Annotated in this window: 15 protein-coding genes; 8 read left to right on the top strand and 7 right to left on the bottom strand. The window is 73.7% G+C overall.

Annotated elements, in window-relative coordinates; genetic code table 11:
• Positions 1-51: 51 nt before the first annotated feature.
• The 3 genes from ABD709_RS10315 to ABD709_RS10305 all read left to right on the top strand — a co-directional run bounded on the left by ABD709_RS10315 (position 52) and on the right by ABD709_RS10305 (position 4,969).
• Positions 52-1,215 carry a zinc-binding dehydrogenase gene (locus tag ABD709_RS10315; RefSeq protein ID WP_344775004.1) on the top strand — a complete coding sequence of 388 codons (1,164 nt, stop codon included), beginning with the start codon at positions 52-54 and terminating at the stop codon, positions 1,213-1,215.
• A 107-nt stretch (positions 1,216-1,322) separates the two neighbouring features.
• Positions 1,323-4,376 (top strand): MMPL family transporter, encoded by a 3,054-nt coding sequence (locus ABD709_RS10310; RefSeq protein ID WP_344775002.1) that lies wholly within the window; start codon positions 1,323-1,325, stop codon positions 4,374-4,376.
• Between the two features lie 11 nt (positions 4,377-4,387).
• Positions 4,388-4,969, top strand: a complete 582-nt coding sequence (locus ABD709_RS10305; RefSeq protein ID WP_344775000.1) for a TetR/AcrR family transcriptional regulator — start codon at positions 4,388-4,390, stop codon at positions 4,967-4,969.
• A 30-nt stretch (positions 4,970-4,999) separates the two neighbouring features.
• Here ABD709_RS10305 and ABD709_RS10300 read toward each other — a convergent pair whose 3' ends face one another.
• The gene (locus ABD709_RS10300) at positions 5,000-5,743 is read right to left on the bottom strand and encodes a LuxR C-terminal-related transcriptional regulator (RefSeq protein WP_344774998.1); all 744 of its coding nucleotides are present in this window, start codon (positions 5,741-5,743) and stop codon (positions 5,000-5,002) included.
• 181 nt (positions 5,744-5,924) lie between these two features.
• Here ABD709_RS10300 and ABD709_RS10295 point away from each other — a divergent pair, with 181 nt between their 5' ends.
• From ABD709_RS10295 to ABD709_RS10275, 5 genes are all read left to right on the top strand, one after another.
• Positions 5,925-6,920 (top strand): glycosyltransferase, encoded by a 996-nt coding sequence (locus ABD709_RS10295; protein ID WP_344774996.1) that lies wholly within the window; start codon positions 5,925-5,927, stop codon positions 6,918-6,920.
• A gap of 90 nt (positions 6,921-7,010) precedes the next feature.
• Positions 7,011-7,775, top strand: coding sequence for a class I SAM-dependent methyltransferase (locus tag ABD709_RS10290; protein WP_344774994.1), 765 nt, complete (start codon positions 7,011-7,013; stop codon positions 7,773-7,775).
• A complete protein-coding gene (locus ABD709_RS10285) occupies positions 7,775-8,395 on the top strand; it encodes a hypothetical protein (protein WP_344774992.1) in 621 nt (206 codons plus the stop codon). The genes ABD709_RS10290 and ABD709_RS10285 overlap by 1 nt, the downstream gene beginning before the upstream one ends.
• A 139-nt stretch (positions 8,396-8,534) precedes the next feature.
• Entirely contained in the window at positions 8,535-11,417 is a 2,883-nt protein-coding gene (locus ABD709_RS10280) for a fibrinogen-like YCDxxxxGGGW domain-containing protein (RefSeq protein WP_344774990.1), read from the top strand.
• Positions 11,418-11,447: 30 nt separating this feature from the next.
• Positions 11,448-12,482 carry a glycoside hydrolase family 16 protein gene (locus ABD709_RS10275; protein ID WP_344774988.1) on the top strand — a complete coding sequence of 345 codons (1,035 nt, stop codon included), beginning with the start codon at positions 11,448-11,450 and terminating at the stop codon, positions 12,480-12,482.
• Here ABD709_RS10275 and ABD709_RS10270 read toward each other — a convergent pair.
• Genes ABD709_RS10270 through ABD709_RS10245 form a run of 6 tightly spaced genes read right to left on the bottom strand, consistent with a single transcriptional unit; the run spans position 12,457 to position 19,847 of the window.
• Positions 12,457-14,037 (bottom strand): lipopolysaccharide biosynthesis protein, encoded by a 1,581-nt coding sequence (locus tag ABD709_RS10270; RefSeq protein ID WP_344774986.1) that lies wholly within the window; start codon positions 14,035-14,037, stop codon positions 12,457-12,459. The two genes, ABD709_RS10275 and ABD709_RS10270, sit on opposite strands and share 26 nt — an antisense overlap.
• Complete coding sequence (locus ABD709_RS10265) at positions 14,021-15,313, bottom strand: hypothetical protein (protein ID WP_344774984.1); 1,293 nt, start codon at positions 15,311-15,313, stop codon at positions 14,021-14,023. The genes ABD709_RS10270 and ABD709_RS10265 overlap by 17 nt, the downstream gene beginning before the upstream one ends.
• Entirely contained in the window at positions 15,286-16,197 is a 912-nt protein-coding gene (locus ABD709_RS10260) for a sulfotransferase family protein (protein WP_344774982.1), read from the bottom strand. The genes ABD709_RS10265 and ABD709_RS10260 overlap by 28 nt, the downstream gene beginning before the upstream one ends.
• The gene (locus ABD709_RS10255) at positions 16,194-17,546 is read right to left on the bottom strand and encodes a Wzz/FepE/Etk N-terminal domain-containing protein (RefSeq protein ID WP_344774980.1); all 1,353 of its coding nucleotides are present in this window, start codon (positions 17,544-17,546) and stop codon (positions 16,194-16,196) included. Before ABD709_RS10255 ends, ABD709_RS10260 begins: the two co-directional genes overlap by 4 nt.
• Positions 17,547-17,592: 46 nt before the next feature.
• On the bottom strand, positions 17,593-18,528 hold the full coding sequence (locus ABD709_RS10250; protein ID WP_344774978.1) for a glycosyltransferase family 2 protein: 936 nt from the start codon (positions 18,526-18,528) through the stop codon (positions 17,593-17,595).
• Positions 18,525-19,847 carry an O-antigen ligase family protein gene (locus ABD709_RS10245; protein ID WP_344774976.1) on the bottom strand — a complete coding sequence of 441 codons (1,323 nt, stop codon included), beginning with the start codon at positions 19,845-19,847 and terminating at the stop codon, positions 18,525-18,527. Before ABD709_RS10245 ends, ABD709_RS10250 begins: the two co-directional genes overlap by 4 nt.
• Positions 19,848-19,930: the final 83 nt, after the last annotated feature.

The following is a 19,930-nucleotide window of genomic DNA, read 5'->3' as shown; positions in this document are numbered from 1 at the left end:
TAACACTTACTTAGGTAACCCTAACTCACGGGGACCCAATACTCTCCCGGCATGCGTGCCGTCACCTGCCACCAGTCCGAGCTGAAGGTCGCCGAGGTCCCGGACCTCGTGCCGGGTCGGGGGCAGGTGCTGCTCGACGTCGAGCGCTGCGGGATCTGCGGGTCCGACCTGCACGCCCGCACCCACGCGGACGTCACGGCCGACGGCGCCGCCGAGCTGGGGTACGACGACTTCATGCGCGCGGCGCAGACCGTCGTGATGGGCCACGAGTTCGTCGGGACCGTGGCCGGCTACGGCGCGGGCTGTCGCGAGCCGTGGCCGATCGGCACCCGCGTCGTGGCGCTCCCGGTGCTCAAGACCGAGGGTGCCGTGCACCTGACCGGTCTGAGCGAGAAGGCGCCGGGCGGGTACGCCGAGCAGGTGCTCACCGTCGAGTCGATGACGATGCGGGTGCCCGACTCGCTCGGCGCCGAGCAGGCGGCGCTGACCGAGCCGCTGGCCGTCGCGCTGCACGCCGTGCGCAAGGGCAGGGTGGGCGCCAAGGACACCGCCGTCGTGATCGGCTGCGGCCCGATCGGGCTCGCCGTGATCTCGATGTTGAAGGCGAGCGGCGTCCGGCACGTCATCGCGAGCGACTTCTCGCCGACCCGCCGGGAGCTGGCCGGGCGGTGCGGCGCAGACGTCGTCGTCGACCCCGCGCACGATTCGCCGTGGTCGTCCTTCGAGGAGTCCAGCCGCTACCTGACGGAGGCGATCGCCCTGGCGGAGCTGGGGATCGACGCGATGGACAAGCTCCGCCGGGTGCCGATGCTCCCGTGGTGGCACGTGATGCGGGCGGCCGAGAAGGCCGGCGCGACGCCGCGCGGCCCGGTCGTCTTCGAGTGCGTCGGGCTGCCCGGCATGATCGAGCACGTCGTCAGCAACGCGCCGCTCCTCTCGCGGGTGGTCGTCGTCGGCGTCTGCATGGACGAGGACAGGTTCCGGCCGTCGATGGCGATCAACAAGGAGCTCGAGCTCCGGTTCGCGTTCGCCTACGACCCCTCGGAGTTCCACCAGACCCTGAGCTGGATCGCGGACGGCAAGGTCGACGTGGCGCCGTTCGTCACCGGCGAGGTCGGCCTGGGCGGCGTGGCCGGCGCGTTCGGCGCCCTCGCCGACCCCGAGCGGCACGCCAAGATCCTGATCGACCCGCGCAGCGACGCCACCGTGGTCTGACCCGGTGCCGGGCGGCGCTGGCGTCCTTGCCACTGGCAAGGACGACGGGCTACGCTGCCGCCCTCCCTTGCCAGTGGCAAGGAGCACTGCGCGGGTGAGGAGGCCGGATGGGACGTCGTGCCTCGGACGCGGCCTCTCGTCCCGCCCGCCTGGTCACCGCGCGGCCGTGGTGGGTGGTGGCGGGCTGGCTGGTCGTCGTCGCGGTCCTGAACCTCGCGGTGCCGCAGCTGGAGACCGTCGCCGCGCGCAACGCCTCGCCGATGGTGCCCGTCGACTCGCCGTCGATGCGCACCGCCCACGCCATGGACGAGGCCTTCGGGAACGGTCGTAGCCAGAGCGTGCTCGTGCTCGCGACCGCGCGCTCCGGAGGCCTCGAGGCCGCGGACCGTGCCTACCTGGTCGGGGTCGCCGACCGCCTGCGCCGCCTGCACGGGGAGGTGGGCTTCGTCCAGGACGTGCGCCGCCGTCCCGAGCTCCTGAAGGCGCTCACGAGCGACGACGGGGAGGCGCGCTACCTGCTCGTCGGGACGACCGCCCCGACCGGTGCCCCGGCGGCGATCCAGCAGGTGAGCGACGTGCGTCGCGTCGCCTCCGAGCACGTGCCGGACGGGCTGGAGGTCGAGGTCACGGGCCCGACGGCGACGGTCGCCGACCTTGCCGACGAGACCGACCGCAGCGTCGTCCGGATCACGATCGCGACGGTCGTGCTCATCGGGCTGATCCTCCTGCTCATCTACCGGTCGCTGCTGGCCGCGGGCCTCATCCTCGCCGTCGTCGGCGTCGGGCTCGGCGTGGCCCGCGCCGTCGTGTCGGCCTGCGGGCTCGCCGGCGTCTTCCCGGTGTCGACCTTCGGCGGCTCCTTCATGACCGCGATCCTCCTCGGGGCGGGCACCGACTACGCGGTCTTCCTCCTCGCCCGCTACCACGAGCAGCGACGGCTCGCCGTCCTCCCGGGTGAGGCGGCCGCGCTCGCCACCACCCGGGTCGCCAGCGTGGTGCTCGGCTCGGGCCTGACCGTGGTGCTGGCGACGCTCTGCATGGCCGCCGCCCGGATGGGCTTCTTCACGACCACCGGCCCGCCGATCGCGGTCGGCATCATGGTCAACCTCGCGGTGAGCCTGACGCTGGTCCCGGCGCTCCTGACAGTCGCGGGTCGGCGCGGGCTCCTAGAGCCGCGAGCGGCCGCAGGCGGGACCGGGTGGCAGCGCCTGGCCGACCGCGTCGCGGCGGCTCCGCTGCGGGCGGTGGTCCTGTCCCTGGTGCCGCTGCTCCTGCTCGCCGGACTGTTCCCGCTGATCGACCTGAGCTACGACACCCGCTCGTCCCAGCCGGACGACACCGAGAGCAACCGCGGGTACGCACTGCTCGGCAAGCACTTCCCGATCAACGAGGTCGTGCCGGACTGGGTGCTGGTCCAGGCCGACCACGACCTGCGCGACCCGGCGGACCTGGCGCTCCTGGAGCGTGCGGCCGGCTCGGTCGCGCGTCAGCCCGGCATCGACCTCGTGCGCACCATCACCCGGCCCGACGGCCGCCGGATCGACCAGGCCTCGGTCGGCTACCAGGCTGCCGTCGTCGGCCGCCGGCTCGGGCACGCCGGCGACCGCCTGGGGGACGGCGCGCAGGGGGCCGGCAAGCTGGCGGGTGGTGCGCGCCGGGTCGCCGGTGGCGCGGGGCGGCTGGGCGCCGGCGCGGACCGGCTGGCCGACGGGACCGGCCTGGCCGTCTCGGGCGCCGGTCGGCTCGCGGCCGGTGCCGGGCGGCTGGCGTCCGGGATGGACCGGCTGCTCCGCGGCGCGGAACGGGCGTCCTCCGGCTCGGACCGGATCGCGAGTGGGACGCAGCAGCTGGCCCACGGCCTGGACCTGGCCGCCGCCAACACCCGGCTGGCCGTCGACGGGCTCGGGGCCGTGGTCGACGCGCTGCAGCACAAGAGCCTCACCTGCGGCCTCGATCCTGCCTGCCGGCGAGCGCGGGCCGGGCTGGTCCAGATCTGGACGGCCGAGCGGGACCAGCTGCTGCCCGGGCTCCGGACGGCCGCAGCAGCCGCACACCGGTTGGCCTCCGGCTCGGGCGAGCTCAGCGAGGGGCTCTCGCGGCTCCGTGAGGGCATCGCACGCGCAGAGCAGGGCGTCCGCGCGCTGCGCGACGGGCAGCGGCAGTTCGCCTCGCGGCTGGGCCGTCTCGGTGCCGGCGCGCAACGGCTCGCGGACGGCGCCGGCCGGCTCGCGGACGGCGCCGGCCGGCTGGCGGGCGGCACCGAGCAGGTCGCCGCGTCGCTGCCCGAGCTGCGCAAGGGCCTGGCCCAGGCGTCCCGGCACCTGCGACGCACGGGCGCGGTCGCCAGGGACCCGGCGATCGGCGGCTTCTACCTGCCGCCCGCCGCACTGCACGACAGGCGGTTCGCTGCGGCCAGCGGGCTCTACCTGTCCGACGACGGGCGGACGGCCCGGTTCATGGTGCTCGACTCCGAGAACGCCTTCGGCGACGCCGCCGCGGCGCGGACCAGTGACATCGCCGAGATCGTCCGCGGGTCCTTCGCGGGCACCCGGCTGGCCGGCGCAGACGTGAGCACCACCGGGATCGCGAGCACGAACCACGACCTGGTCCGGCTGTCGGCCGACGACCTCCGGCTGATCGAGATCGGGGCGCTGGTCGCGGTCTTCCTCGTCCTGCTGCTGCTCCTGCGCAGCCTCGTCGCCGCCGCGATGCTGATGGCGACGGTCGTCCTGTCCTACGCCTCCGCGATGGGTCTCGCGGTGGGCGTCTTCCAGCTGGTGCTCGGCCGCGAGATCGACTGGACCGTCGTCGCCGTCGCGTTCGTCGTCCTCGTGGCGGTGGGCGCCGACTACAACCTGCTGCTGACCAAGCGGATGCACGAGGAGGCGCCCGACGGCGATCGGTCCGGTGTGGCCCGGGCGACCGCCGCCACGGGCGGGGTCATCACCACCGCGGGGCTGATCTTCGCGGGGAGCATGTTCGCGCTGCTCGCCGGACGGGTGACGACGATGGGACAGTGCGGGCTCACGATCGGGGCCGGGCTCCTCATCGACACCTTCGTGGTCCGGACCGTGCTGGTGCCCGGCCTGGCGACCCTCCTGGGACCCCGCCTATGGTGGCCGCGCCGGATGACGGCACCGGCGACCCACGACGCAGGCTAGGAGGAGGGCCCATGCGGCAGCCCGACCTGCGGGAGCGGTTGCTGCGTGCGGCCGAGGAGGAGATCACCGCCGTCGGCCCGGCGCGGGCGAGCCTGCGCGCGATCGCCCGCCGGTGCGGAGTCTCCCACCAGGCGACCGCCCACCACTTCGAGGATCGAGCGGGCCTGTTCACCGCGCTGGCGCTCGAGGGCTTCGACGTCCTGTGCGCGCGGACCCGGAGCGCCGTGCAGGACGTCGACCCCTCGGGAGGCCGCCAGGTCGTGGCCGGTGCGACGGCGTACGTCGAGTTCGCGCTGCTGCACCCCGCGATGTTCGACGTGATGTTCCGGCCCGACCTCGTTCGTGCGGGCGACCCGCGACTGCTGCGCGCCCGCGAGGCGTACCGCGCGCTCCAGGTCGAGCTGCTCGAGCACGCGCAGCGGTGCGGCTGGGGCCGGAACGCCCCCGCCGCCGAGCTCGCGACGCTCGGCTGGGCCGCGGCTCACGGCCTGGCCGTGCTCGAGAGGGACGCCCTGATCAGCGACATGCACCCCGAGGTCGACCTCGAGGCGATCCTGCTGCGGGTGGTGCGCCTGCTGGACGCACTCGCCTGACCGCGGGCCGCACCGTCCCGGCCCGGTCGTTCAGGCGGCTCCCGGGTACCGCCAGTGGCAGCGGTGGGCCAGGCTCACCGCGGCCAGCTGCGACGACACGTCGAGCTTGGCGAGGATCGACTTCACCTGCGTGCGCACGGTGGCTGTCGACACCACGCTCGCGGCGGCGATGTCGCGCACGCTCCGGCCGTCCATCAGCGCCGCCAGCACCTCGGACTCACGCGGCGTCAGTCGTGCCAGCCGGTCCTCGTCCGCGTCCTGCCGCGCCAGCCGGTCGTGCCAGGCCGCGATCAGGTCGTCGCGCTCGCGGCCGTCCATCACGCTGAGCCCCTCGTTGGCGCGACGCACGATGGAGATGACCTCGTTGAGCGCACGGCTCTTGGCCACCACGGTGCTCGCGCCGGAAGCGAGGGCCGCGCCCCAGCGCGGGGGGTCGATCGAGCCGGTGAGCACGACGACCCGGATGCCGGACCGGGAGAGCGGACCGAGCAGCCGGCCGCCGTCGCCGAACCCGCCCAGGTCGAGGTCGAGCAGCACCACCCGCGGCCGGATCCGCTGCACGGCCGCGACCAGGGCCCCCGGCGCGCCGCCCGTCGCGGGGACGGGGATCCGGCGCACGTCGTACCCGTGGACCGAGAGGGCCATCCCGAGCGACTCGGCCAGGAGCTGGTGGTCGTCGACGACCGCGATGCGACGGTCGACGGTCGTGCTCGAGGCCGCCGCCGTGGACGGCGTGGACATCGCGCCGCCGGCGACCCACGGTTGCCGTGCCATCGCGTCGCCTCCGTCCCTGCTCGATGGGGAGAGCCCCGATCGGGGCCGTCGACACACAGGTGCAGGCTCCGGGCGTCCGTGATCCACCAAATGCGGTAGATCCACGAACCGCGCTGACTCAGATGGGGTAACTTCCCGTCTCCCGCGCCGGTCGGCTCGGCCGGTCGGCTTCGGTCGCGGGATGGCCACCCTCGTCCCCTACCGGTCCCGACCGCACCCCGGCGCGGGCCCCGTCCTGCTCGTCTCCTCCGTCGGCGGCCACTTCACGGAGCTCGAGCTCGTCGTCGACGCGCTGCGGATCGATCGTGCCGACCGGCACTGGGCGGTGGCGCGGCACATCCAGACCGAGGACCGCCTGGCCGGCGAGGACGTGACCTGGTCACCCCTCGTCCAGTCCCGCGAGTACGGCAAGGCGATGCGCAACCTCCGCTTCGCGATGGCCCTGCACCGCCGCCTCCGACCCCGCCTGCTCGTCTCGACGGGTGCGGCGCAGGCCGCACCCCACCTGATCGCCGCGGCCCGCTCGCGGACGCCGATCGTGTACGTCGAGTCCGTCGCGCGCCTGGACGGACCGTCGATCACGGGCCGCCTCGCCGCGTCCCTGCCGAACGTGCGGCTCCTCGCCCCGCAGCCGGGCTGGCCGAAGCCGTGGGCCTTCGAGCTCGACGCCTTCAGCGCCTTCGAGGTCCGCCCGACGGGCACGACGTCACCGGTCACCTCCGTGCTGGTCGCCCTCGGCAGCGAGCAGTTCCCTTTCGATCGCGCCGTGCACGCCGTCGAGCGCGTCCTGCCGCCCACGGTCGAGGTCACCTGGCAGGTCGGCAACACCGACTGTGCCGACGGCCTCGCGCGCAACCGGTGGCTGACCACGACCGAGCTGACCACGGCGATGGCGCGGGCGGACGTCGTCATCACGCACGCCGGCGCCGGTTCGATCCTGACCGCGCTGGCCGCCGGGAAGGTCCCGGTGGTGCTGCCGCGGCGCGCCGGCAGGGGCGAGCACCGGGACGACCACCAGGTCCGGATGGCTCAGGGCCTCGCGGCCCGCGGCCTGGCCGTCGACGCCGGGAGCCCGGAGGCGCTCTCCCTGGAGCACCTGCGGCTGGCCGGCGCGCTGCAGGTGACCCGGAGCAGCCAGCCGATTTCCGTGGTCGGGACGGATCAGATCGTCGCCTGAGCGACACCAGTCCTCCGACAGGCGAGCTGCGTCTGAGTCTGCTCGACGCGCGGCCAGGACCACGAAGGGGACGACGGAATGCTCTCGACGATGCGGCGGAGCCTGACCGAGGGCGCCTCGGCGGCCGTGCGGCGCTACCAGTGGGAGCGCATCCAGCAGCTGCTCCCAGCTGAGTTCGACGCGGCCTGGCAGGCCGCGGGCGGCGTACCGGGTTGGTTCGAGCAGCGGCAGGCTGCCGCGTTCACCCTCGCCCTGCAGGCCCTCCCGCCCGACCCGACGGTCGTCGAGATCGGTTCCTACCTGGGACGAAGCGCGGTGTTCCAGGCCCGGATCCTCTCCGCGCTCGGCCGGGGTGGCCGGGTGACCGCCATCGATCCGCACACGGGCGATCGTCAGCACCTCGAGCGCCTCGGCCTCGACGAGCTGCCGACGTGGGACCTGTTCCGCTACTTCGTGAGGAGCCTGGACCCCGACCGTCGCATCGACATGGTGCGAGCGACCTCCATGGAGGCCGCGAGGGACTGGGGGGGCGGTCGGATCGACCTGCTCTACATCGACGGCTGGCACGCCTACGAGGCGGTGATGGAGGACGGTCAGCACTGGCTGCCCCGGCTCGCGGACGCCGGCATCGTGGTGTTCGACGACTACGGCAGCTACGCCGACGACGTGGCCAGGGCCGTGGACGACCTCGCCGCGGAGGGACTGTTCGTGCCCTGGGGCGTCAACGCGCGCCAGATGATCGGTGGCCGCGGCGACGGACCGCCGGCCCCGCTCGACGAGCTCCTCTCGATCGTGGAGTCGGGCACGATGCATCGGCTCGCCACGGTCCGGGACCGGCTCACCAAGGACGCCTGATGCGACGTCGGGCCGGCAAGGACGCGACGAGCTCGTTCCCGCGCTCCCGCGTGGTCGTCGCCGCACTCGTGGCGCCCCTCGCCCTCGCCGGGTGCTCGGGCTCCGGGTCTCCTGAGGCACAGGGCGGACCCTCCACGGCGGACGCGACGTCCGGACACACCACCGTCGACAGCGTCCCGACGCCCGCCCCCCGCCGCGTGACCAGCCGTGGAACCGGGCGGGCCGAGGTGTCGGCCGCGGTCGACACGGTCGGCAGGGCGATGGCCGGCATGAACAGCGCGCTCGCCGCGCCCCGCGACGCCGGCTCCGTCCTGGACCCGGGCCTCGTGGCCGGGGCGGCACGCGCCGCGGTGCTCGCCCAGGCGACGGAGTACGCCGACTACGGCTGGACCGTGAGCGGTGAGCCCCGGATCGTGCGCATGGCGGTCCACCGAGTCCCGGGCGGTCTCCAGGTCCGCGCGTGCGTCGACCAGGCGGCCGTCGTGGTGACCGACCGGGACGGCCACCGGCTGCCGCCGGGCTCGGCCGGGTCGCGGACATCGATGATCTTCGCCCTCGCTCCCGCCGGTGCCGGCTGGCAGGTCACCGACCAGACCTTCCCCAACGATCCCGACTGCTGAGGGAGCGGCGATGATCACCAACTCTGATGACGACAGCGCGTTCCCTCCCGGCCACGCTGGACGCCCGGCCGCACCGCCGCAGCATCGCCGCGCCCGACCGCCGGCCCACCCGACCGATCCGACCCCGTCAGGACGCACCGTGCGCAGGAACCCGACCCGCTCCCTCGCCGTTGCCGCGACGGTCCTCGCCGTCGTCGCCGTCGGCCTCTGGTCGTCGCCCGTGCGGGCGACGGTGACCACCGCGACCACGCCGTCGGCCGCACCCCGGGCGGCCGCCCCGCCCGCCGCCTCGCTGGGATCCACCTCGGACACCGCGGCGGGCTCCTGCTGGGAGATCAAGCAGCGACGCCCCGACGCACCCAGCGGGGCGTACTGGCTGCTGACACCTGCGATGGCCGAACCGGCGCGGTTCTACTGCGACCAGACCACCGACGGTGGTGGCTGGGTCCTGGTGGCCAAGGGCCGCAACGCGTGGACCAGCGACTACGACGGCCGGGACGCGGGCGCAGCGCTGCTGACCCCGGACTTCGCCGGCGGGGCGGACGTGCACCAGCTCTCGAGCACCGCCGTCGACCAGCTGCTGAACGGCGGGCGCGTCGACGCGCTCCCCGACGGCGTTCGGCTGCGACGTGCGACCTCCATGAACGGCAGCGCGTGGCAGGAGGCCCGGTTCAAGCTGGCGAACCGGGACCGATGGGTCTGGTCGTTCGACGCCGGCCATCCCCTGAGCTCCTACACCATCGACGGCGTCACGCGCAGCGGCGGCCGCAGCAACGCCTTCGGCACCGACAGCTCCTTCCGCTGGGTGGACACCACCGACCGCAAGGTCACCGGGTGGAACTACGGGTTCGGCTACGGCGCCAACGTCGCGGGCTCCAGCGCGGACAACGCCTACCTCTACTCGCCGACCAACAGCGGCAACGCGCTGCCCTTCACGCTCGTCTACCTACGTCCCCAGATCTCCTCGACCACGGGCTTCTCGACGATCCCCGACACCGGCACCGCACCGATCAGGCAGCCCAGCGAGGCCTCCTCGCTCGCCGACGCTCTGACCTGGGGGGTCACCGGCCTCGCGAGCCCCGTCACGTGGGAGGGCGACGTCGAGGTGCAGGCGTTCACGCAGTCCGGCAACCGGATGTACGTCGGCGGCAACTTCCGCTACGTCACCGCCGACGACGGGACCCAGTACCAGCAGTCCTACCTCGCCGCCTTCGACGTCAACACCGGTGAGTGGATCCCGTCCTTCCGCCCGGTGCTCGACCAGCAGGTGCGCACCCTGGCGACCCTCCCCGACGGCAGGGTCGTCGCCGGCGGCATCTTCACCAAGGCCAACGGGCAGCCGGCGACGGGGATCGTCGCCCTGGACCCCTCGACCGGCGCGACCTCGCCCGACTGGTCGCTGCAGATCGAGAACCGGGTGACCGGCGGGACCGTCGCCGTACGGGCGTTGAAGGTCGTCGGGCAGAACCTCTACATCGGTGGCTCCTTCACGCACCTCAAGGGCACCTTCCAGTCCACCGCGACCTACATGCGCAACCTCGCGCGGGTCGACGTGCAGCACGCCGCCGTCGCGACCGGCTGGAACCCCGAGCTCAACGGGACGGTCGTCGACGTCGCCTCCTCCGCCGACGCAACCGGCGACCTGTCGCAGGTCTACGCCGCCGGCTACTTCACCCAGGCCAAGGGGGGCGTGCCGGCCCGACGGGCGGCCGCCGTGCTGACCTCCGGCTCGGGCGACCTGGCCTCGCCCGCCTGGACTCCCAAGTGGAGCAGCAGCAACGACTACCAGCAGGCGATCGCCGCGACCCCCGGCCGGATCTGGGTCGGCGGCTCGGAGCACAGCCTGTTCCAGTTCTCGCCCACCACCTTCGCGCGGCAGGCGACCACGATCTTCGACCCGAAGGGCGACGTCCAGGCGATCGGCGCGAACGGCGACGTGCTCTATGCCGGCTGCCACTGCAACTCCAACTCCTTCACCGGCGCCGTCACCTGGCCGCTCGACTCCACGCCGTGGAGCGAGGCCGACACGGTGCACTGGGTCGGCGCCTTCAGCACGGTGACCGGTCAGCGGGTGCCCGGCTTCACGCCGGCCATGAAGCTGCGCCTGGGCGCCGGCATCTGGGCGATCACGGCCGACTCGAACGGCCGGATGTGGATGGGTGGGGACATCGAGACCGCGTCCTCGACCCGCAGCGCCAAGGATCCGTCCGGTGGGTTCGCCCGCTACAGCCCCCGTGACGTCACACCGCCGGAGCGGCCCGGACAGCTCCGCGTCGTGGACCAGACCGGCGGCCAGGTGACCCTGGCGTGGGGGGCCAGCAGCGACCCCAGTGGTGTGCACTACCAGGTCCTGCGGGACGACCGCCCGATCGCCGCCACCAAGGCGACCACGATCACGCTGCCCTACGACGGTCCGGCTCGCTACTTCGTCCGCGCCGCCGACGGCGCCGGCAACGTCTCGGCCTCGACGCTCGCGCTCCCGGTGGCCGCGAAGTCGGAGGTGGTCGCGGCGGACGCCTCCTGGCGCTGGTGGTACCAGACGAGCGCCCCGCCGTCGACGTGGGCCCAGACCGGCTTCGACGACACCGCGTGGCGGACCGGCCGGGCGGTGCTCGGCTGGGGGACCGCGTCCGTCGTCACCGGCATCGACTCCTTCGCGACGACGGCCGAGCGGCCGCTGACGGCGTACTTCCGGCGGGCGATCGACCTCGGCACCAGCGCCGAGTTCCAGACCCTCACCTCGCTGCAGCTCACCGGCGTGGCGAACGACGGCGCGGCCGTCTACGTCAACGGCGTCGAGGTGGCGCGCAAGCGGCTGCCGACCGGCACGCTCACCCAGGGGACGTACGCGACCTCCGCCCCGCGCGAGGCAGCGGCGACAGCCGATCCGATCGTGGTCGACGTGCCGCTCGGGCTGCTGCACGCCGGGGCCAACGTGATCGCCGTGGAGACCCACCTCAACTACCGCGCCACGCCCGACCTGACCTTCGAGCTGCGGGCGCTCGCGACACACAGCGGGTGACCACCGCATCGACCGGGAGATGAGCACCTCGTGAGGCCCCACCACCGTGACCGGGTCCGGGGCTGGCTGCTCGCGCTGTCGTCGGCGGTGCTGGCGGCCGGCATCACCGCGGTCGCGCTGCGCGACGTGGACGGGGGTCTGGCCGGCGACGAGGCCGGTGCGTCATCGGGGAAGGACGGACCGTCGACGGATCCGCCCGCCGATCCGTTCGACCCCACGGCGGCCAAGGAGCGCGCGGGCCGTCACGACGGCCTCGATCTCGACGAGCTGCGCGGCGTCGACGCCGCCAGCCGGGCCTGCCTCCTCGGTCGCCCGGCCGACACCGTGCGCCCCGATGCTCCCGCGGAGTCCCGGCACTGGCGACCGGACCTGAACGACGACTTCGACCGGATCGACAGCCGCTGGTGGACGGTCCGCGACCACACCCTCCTCGACCACGACGACGCCTACCTGCTGGCCGGCAACGTCACGACCCGGGGTGGCGACCTGGCGATCAGCGCGCGGCGCGAGGCGGCCGGCGGCCGCGACTTCACGTCCGGGTACGTGGCGACGGACGGCAAGTACTCGTTGCCGCCGACGTTCCAGGTCCAGGTGCGGGCGAAGGTGCCGACGCGACCGGGCCTGTGGGCGGCGCCCCTCTGGCTGCGCCCCACGGACGGCAGCGGCGGCGAGATCGATCTCGCGGAGACGACGCACCAGCCGGGCGAGCGCCCGACCGTCCACCACAGCATCCACACCAGCTACGGCCCCGACCAGCAGGTGGCGGCCCGCCGCTATCCGTTCGCCGGGATCGGCGACCGCACCGGCACCGGCTGGCACACCTACGTCCTCCGCAAGACGCCGGGCCTGATGGTGATGTGGGTCGACGGCGAGGTCGAGGCGGCGTTCTGCACCGGGTCACCCGGCTGGTACGACAGCTACTACGACGTCGGCAAGAGGTGGAACCTGCGGATCAACCTCCAGGTCGGCGGCTGGGGCGGGGCGCCGCGGGCGGACGACGACTGGAGCGGCGATCGCGCCACGCTCCTCGTCGACAGTGTCACGACCTGGGTTCCCGCTCGCTGAGCCGGGTGCCGCCGCGGCGGCGCAGGAGCCCGGAGAGCTCGTCGAGGTGCAACGGCCCACGGGCTGCGTACGCCGCTCCCAGCATGCCGAGCGCGGTGAGCGCGGCTGCGACCGCGAGGCCGGTCAGCGACTGCCCGCCGAGCGCCAGCCCCGCCAGCGCCGCACTCGCGGTGACCGCGAAGGCGAGGGCGAGCCCGCCACCGATCCGGCGCAGCGACGGGCTGATGCCCGTGAACCGGCGTACCTGCACGGCGGCCAGCAGTCCGTCCAGCGCCCAGCACGCGGACGACGTCGCGGCGGCTCCCGTGATGCCCCACACGGGGATGAGCACCAGGTTGCCGGTCACGCTGACGGTCACCACGACCAGCTTGTCGACCAGCGCCCACCCGCTGCGGCCGGTCATCAGCAGCAGCGACTGGATGTTGCCGCCCGAGAGCAGCGCGAGGCCACCGAGGCACAGCACGACCATCGCACCGTCGCCCTCGACGAACTCACCGCCGGGCAGCGCGAGGATGGACGGCGCGAAGCAGGCCAGCAGCAGGTAGACCGGGGCGCCACAGACCACGATCCAGGTCGACGTGACGGCGTAGAGGTGCTGGGCCTCGGCCTTCTCGCCCATCGCCAGTCGTGCACTGAACTGGGGAGCGACCACGATCCGCAGGGCCGTCATCACCACCTGGCCCCCGGCGACGAACCGCGAGGCGACGCCGTAGATGCCCGCAGCCGCCGGACCCAGCAGGATGCCGACCAGGATCACGTCGAGCCAGGCCAGGGACTGCTCGAGCATCGTCGATACCGTGCGCGGGAGGCCGAACCCCAGCACCTGACGACGGAGCGCGCCGGTGGACCGCCACGAACCGGACCCGTCGTCGCGCCGCTGCTCCTCGGCCCGCACCCGGCGGGCTAGGACGAGGACCGCCAGGGCAGCGGCAGGAGGAAGCACGACCGCCCAGCCCCAGGCGGCGGCGACCGCGGACCCGCCCATCAGGCAGACCAGGCCGACGACGACCGGCCGCAGCCCGGGCACCGCGATGTTGCCGATCAGGTTGAAGGGCACCACGTTCCCGAAGCCGCGGGTCGCGGCGAGGGCAGTGAGCATGACCGCCCCGAAGGGAAGCGCCCAGGCGACCGCGGTGAAGGCCTGGTCGACCCGCACGTCGCCGAGGAGCGGGCGGCCGCTGAGGGCGTCGAGGCCGAGCCAGGCCGCGGTGACGAGCGCGCCGCCCAGGGCGCTGAGCCCGACGATCGTCGTACAGGCGCCGCGCACGCTCGCCGGGGCCTGCCGGCGGAGGCGGGGAAGCAGCCACACCGCGGTGGTGTCCATGCCCAGGCGGGCGAGAGCCAGCGCGATCGTGGCCGCGGCGATGGCCTGCTGGACCACCCCGGCGCCGGCCGCCCCGAGCTCGTGGGCCAGGAGCATCGTGAGGACGAAGCCCATGGCGGTGCTGGTCGCTGCTCCCGCCACGGTGAACAGGCCGCCCCGGGCAGCACTGCGCAGGTCGGCGGTGACCGAGCGCGCCGGGACGGCGGCCTCCGGCTCAGTGCTGGTCGACACGGCTGTCCCGGAGTGCGGGGACCATGGCGCCTGCGGCCCGGACGAGCTCGAAGGCCTCGCTCTGCGACAGCCAGCCCTCGTCCCAACCGCCGTTGCCGACGGCGAGCGCGACCGCGCGCTCCACGAGGATCGCCACGTAGAGGACCGGCACCGCCGCCCGCGTCGTGCGCGAGTGGCCGGCCGCGGTCAGCAACGGTGCCGCCTTCTCGGCCGCCGCGGCGAGCACGGCGCCGCCGTAGCGGTGGCCGCGCAGGGTCAGGTCGGTCGCCGCCCAGTGGACGGCGTCGAGGCCCGCCACCGCGTCGGCCTCGGTCGACTCCCAGTCCCAGCACCAGAGCCGCTGCTGGTCGTCGCGGGCGCAGTTCCACGCGGTCAGGTCACCGTGCCAGCGTGCGGCCACGGGTACGTCGATGCGGTCGATGCGGTCGAGGAGGTCGACGGCCCTGGCGAGGAGCCCGGTCTCCGCTCCCGCCTCCTGCAGCGTCTCGATCCGCCGGCGTAGCGCCACCAGCTGACCGGTGCGGTCGACGGTGTCGTGCCGCACGATCGGGCACAGGGCGAAGAGCTCCTGGGCTCTCGGAAGCACCGCGGGGTCCGGCCGGCGGGCCCCGCTCGGGAGCGGCTCGCTCACCAGGTAGGGATGCCCGTGCCACGACCCTCGCGCCAGCAGGCGCGGGGTGCGGAGGTCGTGGGCGCCTCCGGCGAGCCGCGCGAGGACGTCGGCCTCCCGGGTCACCGCGGCGGCACTGGCGGGGTCCCAGGCGAACTTTGCGAAACCGACCGGGTCCCCGGCGTCGTCGACGAGCTGGAGCGTGGCCTTGCGGTTGGCGGCGGTACGGACACCCAGGGAGGCGTGGACGCGCGGGAGCCCCAGGTCGCGGGCGACCCGCTCGGTGGGCAGCTCGGGGCGTTCGCCGCGAGGTGCGCGCGTCTGGATGCGGACCGTGGGAAAGGGGAGCGGCAGCCCGGCGCCCGTCGTCCAGCCCAGCAGCGCGCGCTGCGTGCTCGGTCCGCGGGCGCGCAGTCGCCTGAAGTTGAGCAGGGAGCGCGCCAGCACCTCCCGGTTCGCCGCCGGCAGGAGCATCGTCGCGGAACCGACCGAAGGCAGCGCGAGATAGGTCTCGACGTCGCTCCAGCCACCGCGCTGGTGGCGGGAACCGGGCGTGCCGGCCTGGATCCGGATGTCGCCGCTCGCGAGCGCCGGGGCCCACAGCTGCTCGACGAGATGGTCCACGGCACCGAGTCCGCTCACCGCGGTGCCCCCGGGGTCGTCCATCGCAGCGAGCGGCCGAGGAAGGCCTCCAGCGCCTGGTTGGGCTCGCGGTAGAACTCGGCCAGCTCCGCACGACAGTGCTCGGGCATCGTGGACCGCGACCGGCTGGCGTTGCGGGGCCGGCGGTCGGGCAGGGCGAACGAGCCGACCCCGAGGAAGCGGCAGACCTGGTCGAGGACCGACTGCGGGTCGTCGTACATGTCCTCGCTGCGGAGCACCAGCAGCTGCTCGGCGGCGAACACCGACAACCAGTTGTGCAGCTGCGGGAGGTAGACGCCGCGTGCCCGGTAGCTGTACCAGTCGTGCGCGGTGCTGTGGTAGCCCGGATCCACGAGCATGCGCTCCAGCTCGCCGGCGGTGCGGCGTTCCTCCGCCGCCAGGGCGTCGGCGAAGCCGAGCGGCTCGACGCCGTTCTCGGTGCGCTCCTGGTAGTGCGACCAGGCGCGCTCGACCGGGTCCCTGAGCAGCGCGATCGCCTTGACCTGCGGATACCGCGCGTGGACCCGGCCGGCGATGCGCGGGTCCCACAGGTAGTACGGCGACGCCTCGCCGCCGAGCGGCCGGTCGCCGGTCCGTCGGGCCAGCCGGTTGCGGTAGACCTGCGTGTGGAAGTGGGAGCGGTACCAGCGCTCGCCGCGCTGCGTCGAGGCGAAGAAGTGGTCGGTGCTCTTCCGTCCCCGCGGCTGCGGGAAGAGGCCGAGCAGCGCCGGGTGCTGCAGGAGGTAGCCGAACAGCGAGGTCGTACCGCCTCGCTTGGTGCCGATCACCAGGAAGTCCGGGCCCGGCCGGGCCGCGGTCGTCGACAGGGCGTAGCTCCGGGTGGTCAGGTTGGCCGCGTCCTTCAGCCAGCGCGGAGCGGCCTCCTTGTGCGCCGCGATCCGGCTCATCGCACCGCTTCCGACTGGTCGCTGCGGTCGCTGCGGTCGCTGCGGTCGCCGCGGTCGCTCCGGTCGGCCATGACGGCTCGCGCCGCCTTCGGACCGGCATCAGCGAGCTCCTCGAGCAGGTCGGAGAAGTCCTTCTCGGTGGTGTCGGTGAACCGGTGGGCCACCACCGTCCCCGCCGGCTCCACACCGATCGCGCGGAGGTGCTCGACCAGGATCGCGAGCTTGCGCACCGGGGTGCGGCCGGCCTCGGCGGCCAGGACCACCACGTGCGCGCGGGGTGCGAGGGACAGGGCCACGGCGTACCCCTCCTCGGCCGGGACGGGGACCGCGCGGGGCCGCCGGTTGGTGTGCAGGCCGGCAGCGTCCACCATGTTGGCGGCCAGCTCGAGGGCCCGAGCCACCTCGACGACCGGTGCTCCGACCGACGCCCCGATCACCAGGATCACCGGTACGTCGACCGCGACCTGGTGCCGCTGCCGGTGCCACACGGTCTGCAGGGCGTCCCGGTCCTCGGGCTCGGCCAGCTCGGCGGCGCTGCGGGCCCGCAGCCGGGCGAGCATCGGCCCGCCACCGCCGGCGGCGACGTCGGACGCGTCGTGCACGCGGCGGCGCACGATGTCGTCGACCACCGCGATCACGGTGCCCAGCAGGAGACCCAGCACGAGAGCAGCGGCCAGCACCTGCACGGCATCGGGGCTCGCCGACGGGGTCGTGTCCGCCGCGCGGGTGAGGACCGTGCCGCCGGACGTGGCGAGGCTCGACACGTCGGTGATCTGGCTGTAGACGAGGTTGAGCTCGTTCAAGAGGGTGGTGCGCCCCGAGCTCGCCTGCCGGAGCTGGTCGATGAGGGAGTCGCGCCGCTGGTTGAGGGGCGCGAGCGTCTCCTGCTGGCGCTCGCGCGCCAGCTCGCCGCGGTAGTCGAGGTACTCCTCCGCGAGCGTGTCGGCCACCACCTGGGCGTGGGCGGCGTCTGATCCGGTCCAGCTGATCCGGACCACCGTGGACGCCGGGATGACCTCGGTGTCGAGGCCGCGGAGGATCGAACCGGCGGTGGCGCCGTCGCCCAGCTTGCTCGCCGTGCGGTCGAGCACCTCGGAGGACTTGATCAGCTGCTGCTCGGTGGCCGGGTCGATCAGCTCCGAGGAGGTGCGCTGCGACGTGAAGGGGTCGGTCGAGATGACGTTCACCGTGACCTCGGTGGTCGCCGTGACCGACGAGGGTCCCAGGACCAGCCAGGCGCAGGCAGCGACGAGCAGGGAGATAACGCAGAGCGCGATCATCCGCCAGCGCCGCCAGATCGCCAGGCCGAAGCGGCTGATCTCGACGGTGGGTTGCAGGTCTGTGGTCACGCTGGGGACTCCTTCTCGGACAGGTGCATCGAGCTGTTCACGGTGGTCACACGCCTCGCCCGAAGTGGTGCAGCGTGTCGAGCACCCGCTCCGCGTTGCGCGGGTTGGGGAGTACGGCGAGCGCGGCCGCCGCGCGCCACTGGCGCGGGTCGCTGCGCACGCACCGCCGGATCCAGCGCCACGACTCGGCGCGCTCTCCTGCGGCTGCCGTCCCGAAGGCGAGCTGGCCGTAGACGCGCGCCGCCCCCCGCCGGTCGGCCGCGATGGCGGGGTGGAGGGTCAGGATGTGGCGCAGGGCGGCGTTCTTGGTGTGCCAGCGGCGGGCGAAGAGCGAGGCCCGCCCCCACTGCACGACGGTCAGCGGCTCGTCGATGTGGGCGATGGGCCGCCGCGCCGCCGCTCGCAGCTTGATGTCCCAGTCCTCGAGCTGGCTCCCGGGCAGCTCCTCGTTGATCAGCCCGATCTCCTCGACCAGGGTCCGGCGGTCGAAGAAGAAGCACGACGAGTGCAGCATCGAGTAGATGGACCGGGTGAGGTCGGCGTGGGTGACTGCGTCGGTGCCGGCGAGCCGGTCGGTGCGGACGCCGTCGAAGTCGACGGTGATCGCGCAGGTCACCATCTCCGGGTGGTCGGGTGCCGTCGCGCGCTCGACCTGGCGTCGCACCTTGGCGGCGAGCCAGTGGTCGTCGTCGTCGCAGAACGCGACGAACTCGGTGTCCAGCCCGAGGATCCCGGTGTTGCGGGTCCCGGACAGCCCCGAGGTGCGGGTGTTCGGCAGGACCCGCACGGGGCGCAGAGGCCGCTCCTGCTCGGTGACCACGAGGTCCGGGTCGGGCTCGGTGCCGTCGAAGACGACGACCGTCTCGATCGGGCCGGGGTAGTCCTGGGCGACGACGGCCGCGATCGCGCGGCGCAGCAGAGCAGGGCGGTCGGTCGTGGGGATCACCACGCCGACGCGTGGGCACGGGCGGAGATCGGTCATGCCTGGCCTCCTGCAGGAAGGGGGGCGGGCCGGTCGGCCTCGGGACCGCGGGCGGCCACGGCGGCCGCGATCATCAGCAGCGGGAGGCCGTAGGGCAGCAGGCCGTAGAAGAGGAGCTGGACGGTGCCGACGACCACGGTCGTGCAGCCGGCCACCCCGATCGGATCGCCGCGACCGCGGCCGCGGGCGTACATCATGCCGAAGAAGATCACCCACGACGCCGCCGCCAGCGGACCGTGCGAGACGAGCACCATCCAGAGCTGGCCCTGGGTGCCCACGTCCGGCTCGCGGGCGTCGGTGCCCTGGATGGGGCCGCCGTGCCCGAGGAGGGGCGAGTCCGCGACGGCGGACAGCGACTGCTCGTAGAGGGACAGGCGCGAGTCGTTGCTGGTCGCCGCGGCGTTCTCGTCGAGGCGGACAGCGAGCCGCTCGCTCACGGGGAGCAGGTTGAAGACGGTCACGCCGATGACCGCGGCGGCGACGACCAGGGCCGCGACGCCCCACTGCCGGGCCAGGAGCGACCGGAGCACGAGGTACACCGTGGCCACGCCGAGACTGAGGAACATGCCGCGGTTGAGGGTGAGGAAGGCGGGAACGACGGAGGCCGCGAGCACGATCGCGACCAGCCAGGCTCGCGCCGTGCGCCAGGTGTGCACCAGGTAGACCACGACGAACGGCATGAGCAGCGCGTACACGCTGCCCCAGTTGTTGGTGTAGAGGAACGGCGCGGTCGGCCGCGGCGAGACCTCGAGCACTCCGTAGGGGTTGAACTGCGCGAAGGTGCGCACCGTCATCTGCCCCACCAGCTCGTTCGCGGTCACCGCGGCCGGCAGCAGCCGGTGCATGGGCGTGGCGAAGGAGGCCGTCGGGATCAGCAGGCCCAGGTACCCGCCGACCGTCGTGTAGACGAACCAGAGGGTGAGCGTCCCCGACAGGTAGCGCGACGTCAGCGTCGCGCGCGCGTTGAAGACGTAGACGAACAGCACGCCGGCCGCGGCGGAGAGCAGCCACCGGTAGCTGAAGAACGCGAGACCGGAGGCGCGGTCGAGCATCACGACCGAGGCGCCCGCGACCGCGCAGTAGAGCAGCCACCAACCGAACGCGCGCGGGACCCGGACGCCCGAGGACCGTGCCATCAGCCAGGCCATCAGCAGGGCGAACGGCACCGTGATGATGTCGAGGACGCCGATCGCCCACCACACCGGCAGCCCGCCGAACAGGCAGCCGATCGGCCAGCTCGGCAGTGCCGACGCCGGGCGCACCTGCAGGCCCTCCGGGCGGTTCGCCGGGCGGGCTGCGGGCTGCTCGCGCAGGATCATCGGGTCGGGTGCCTTCCCCCACTGACAGGTGACGTCGACTCACCAGTGCGCCCGACAGGCCGCCGTGATCCATCCCGCAGGAG

Source organism: Nocardioides panacisoli, from assembly GCF_039537325.1.
GTDB lineage: Bacteria > Actinomycetota > Actinomycetes > Propionibacteriales > Nocardioidaceae > Nocardioides > Nocardioides panacisoli.
The sequence above is the reverse complement of the archived record's forward strand: the minus strand, read 5'-3'. Positions and strand labels throughout refer to the sequence as shown.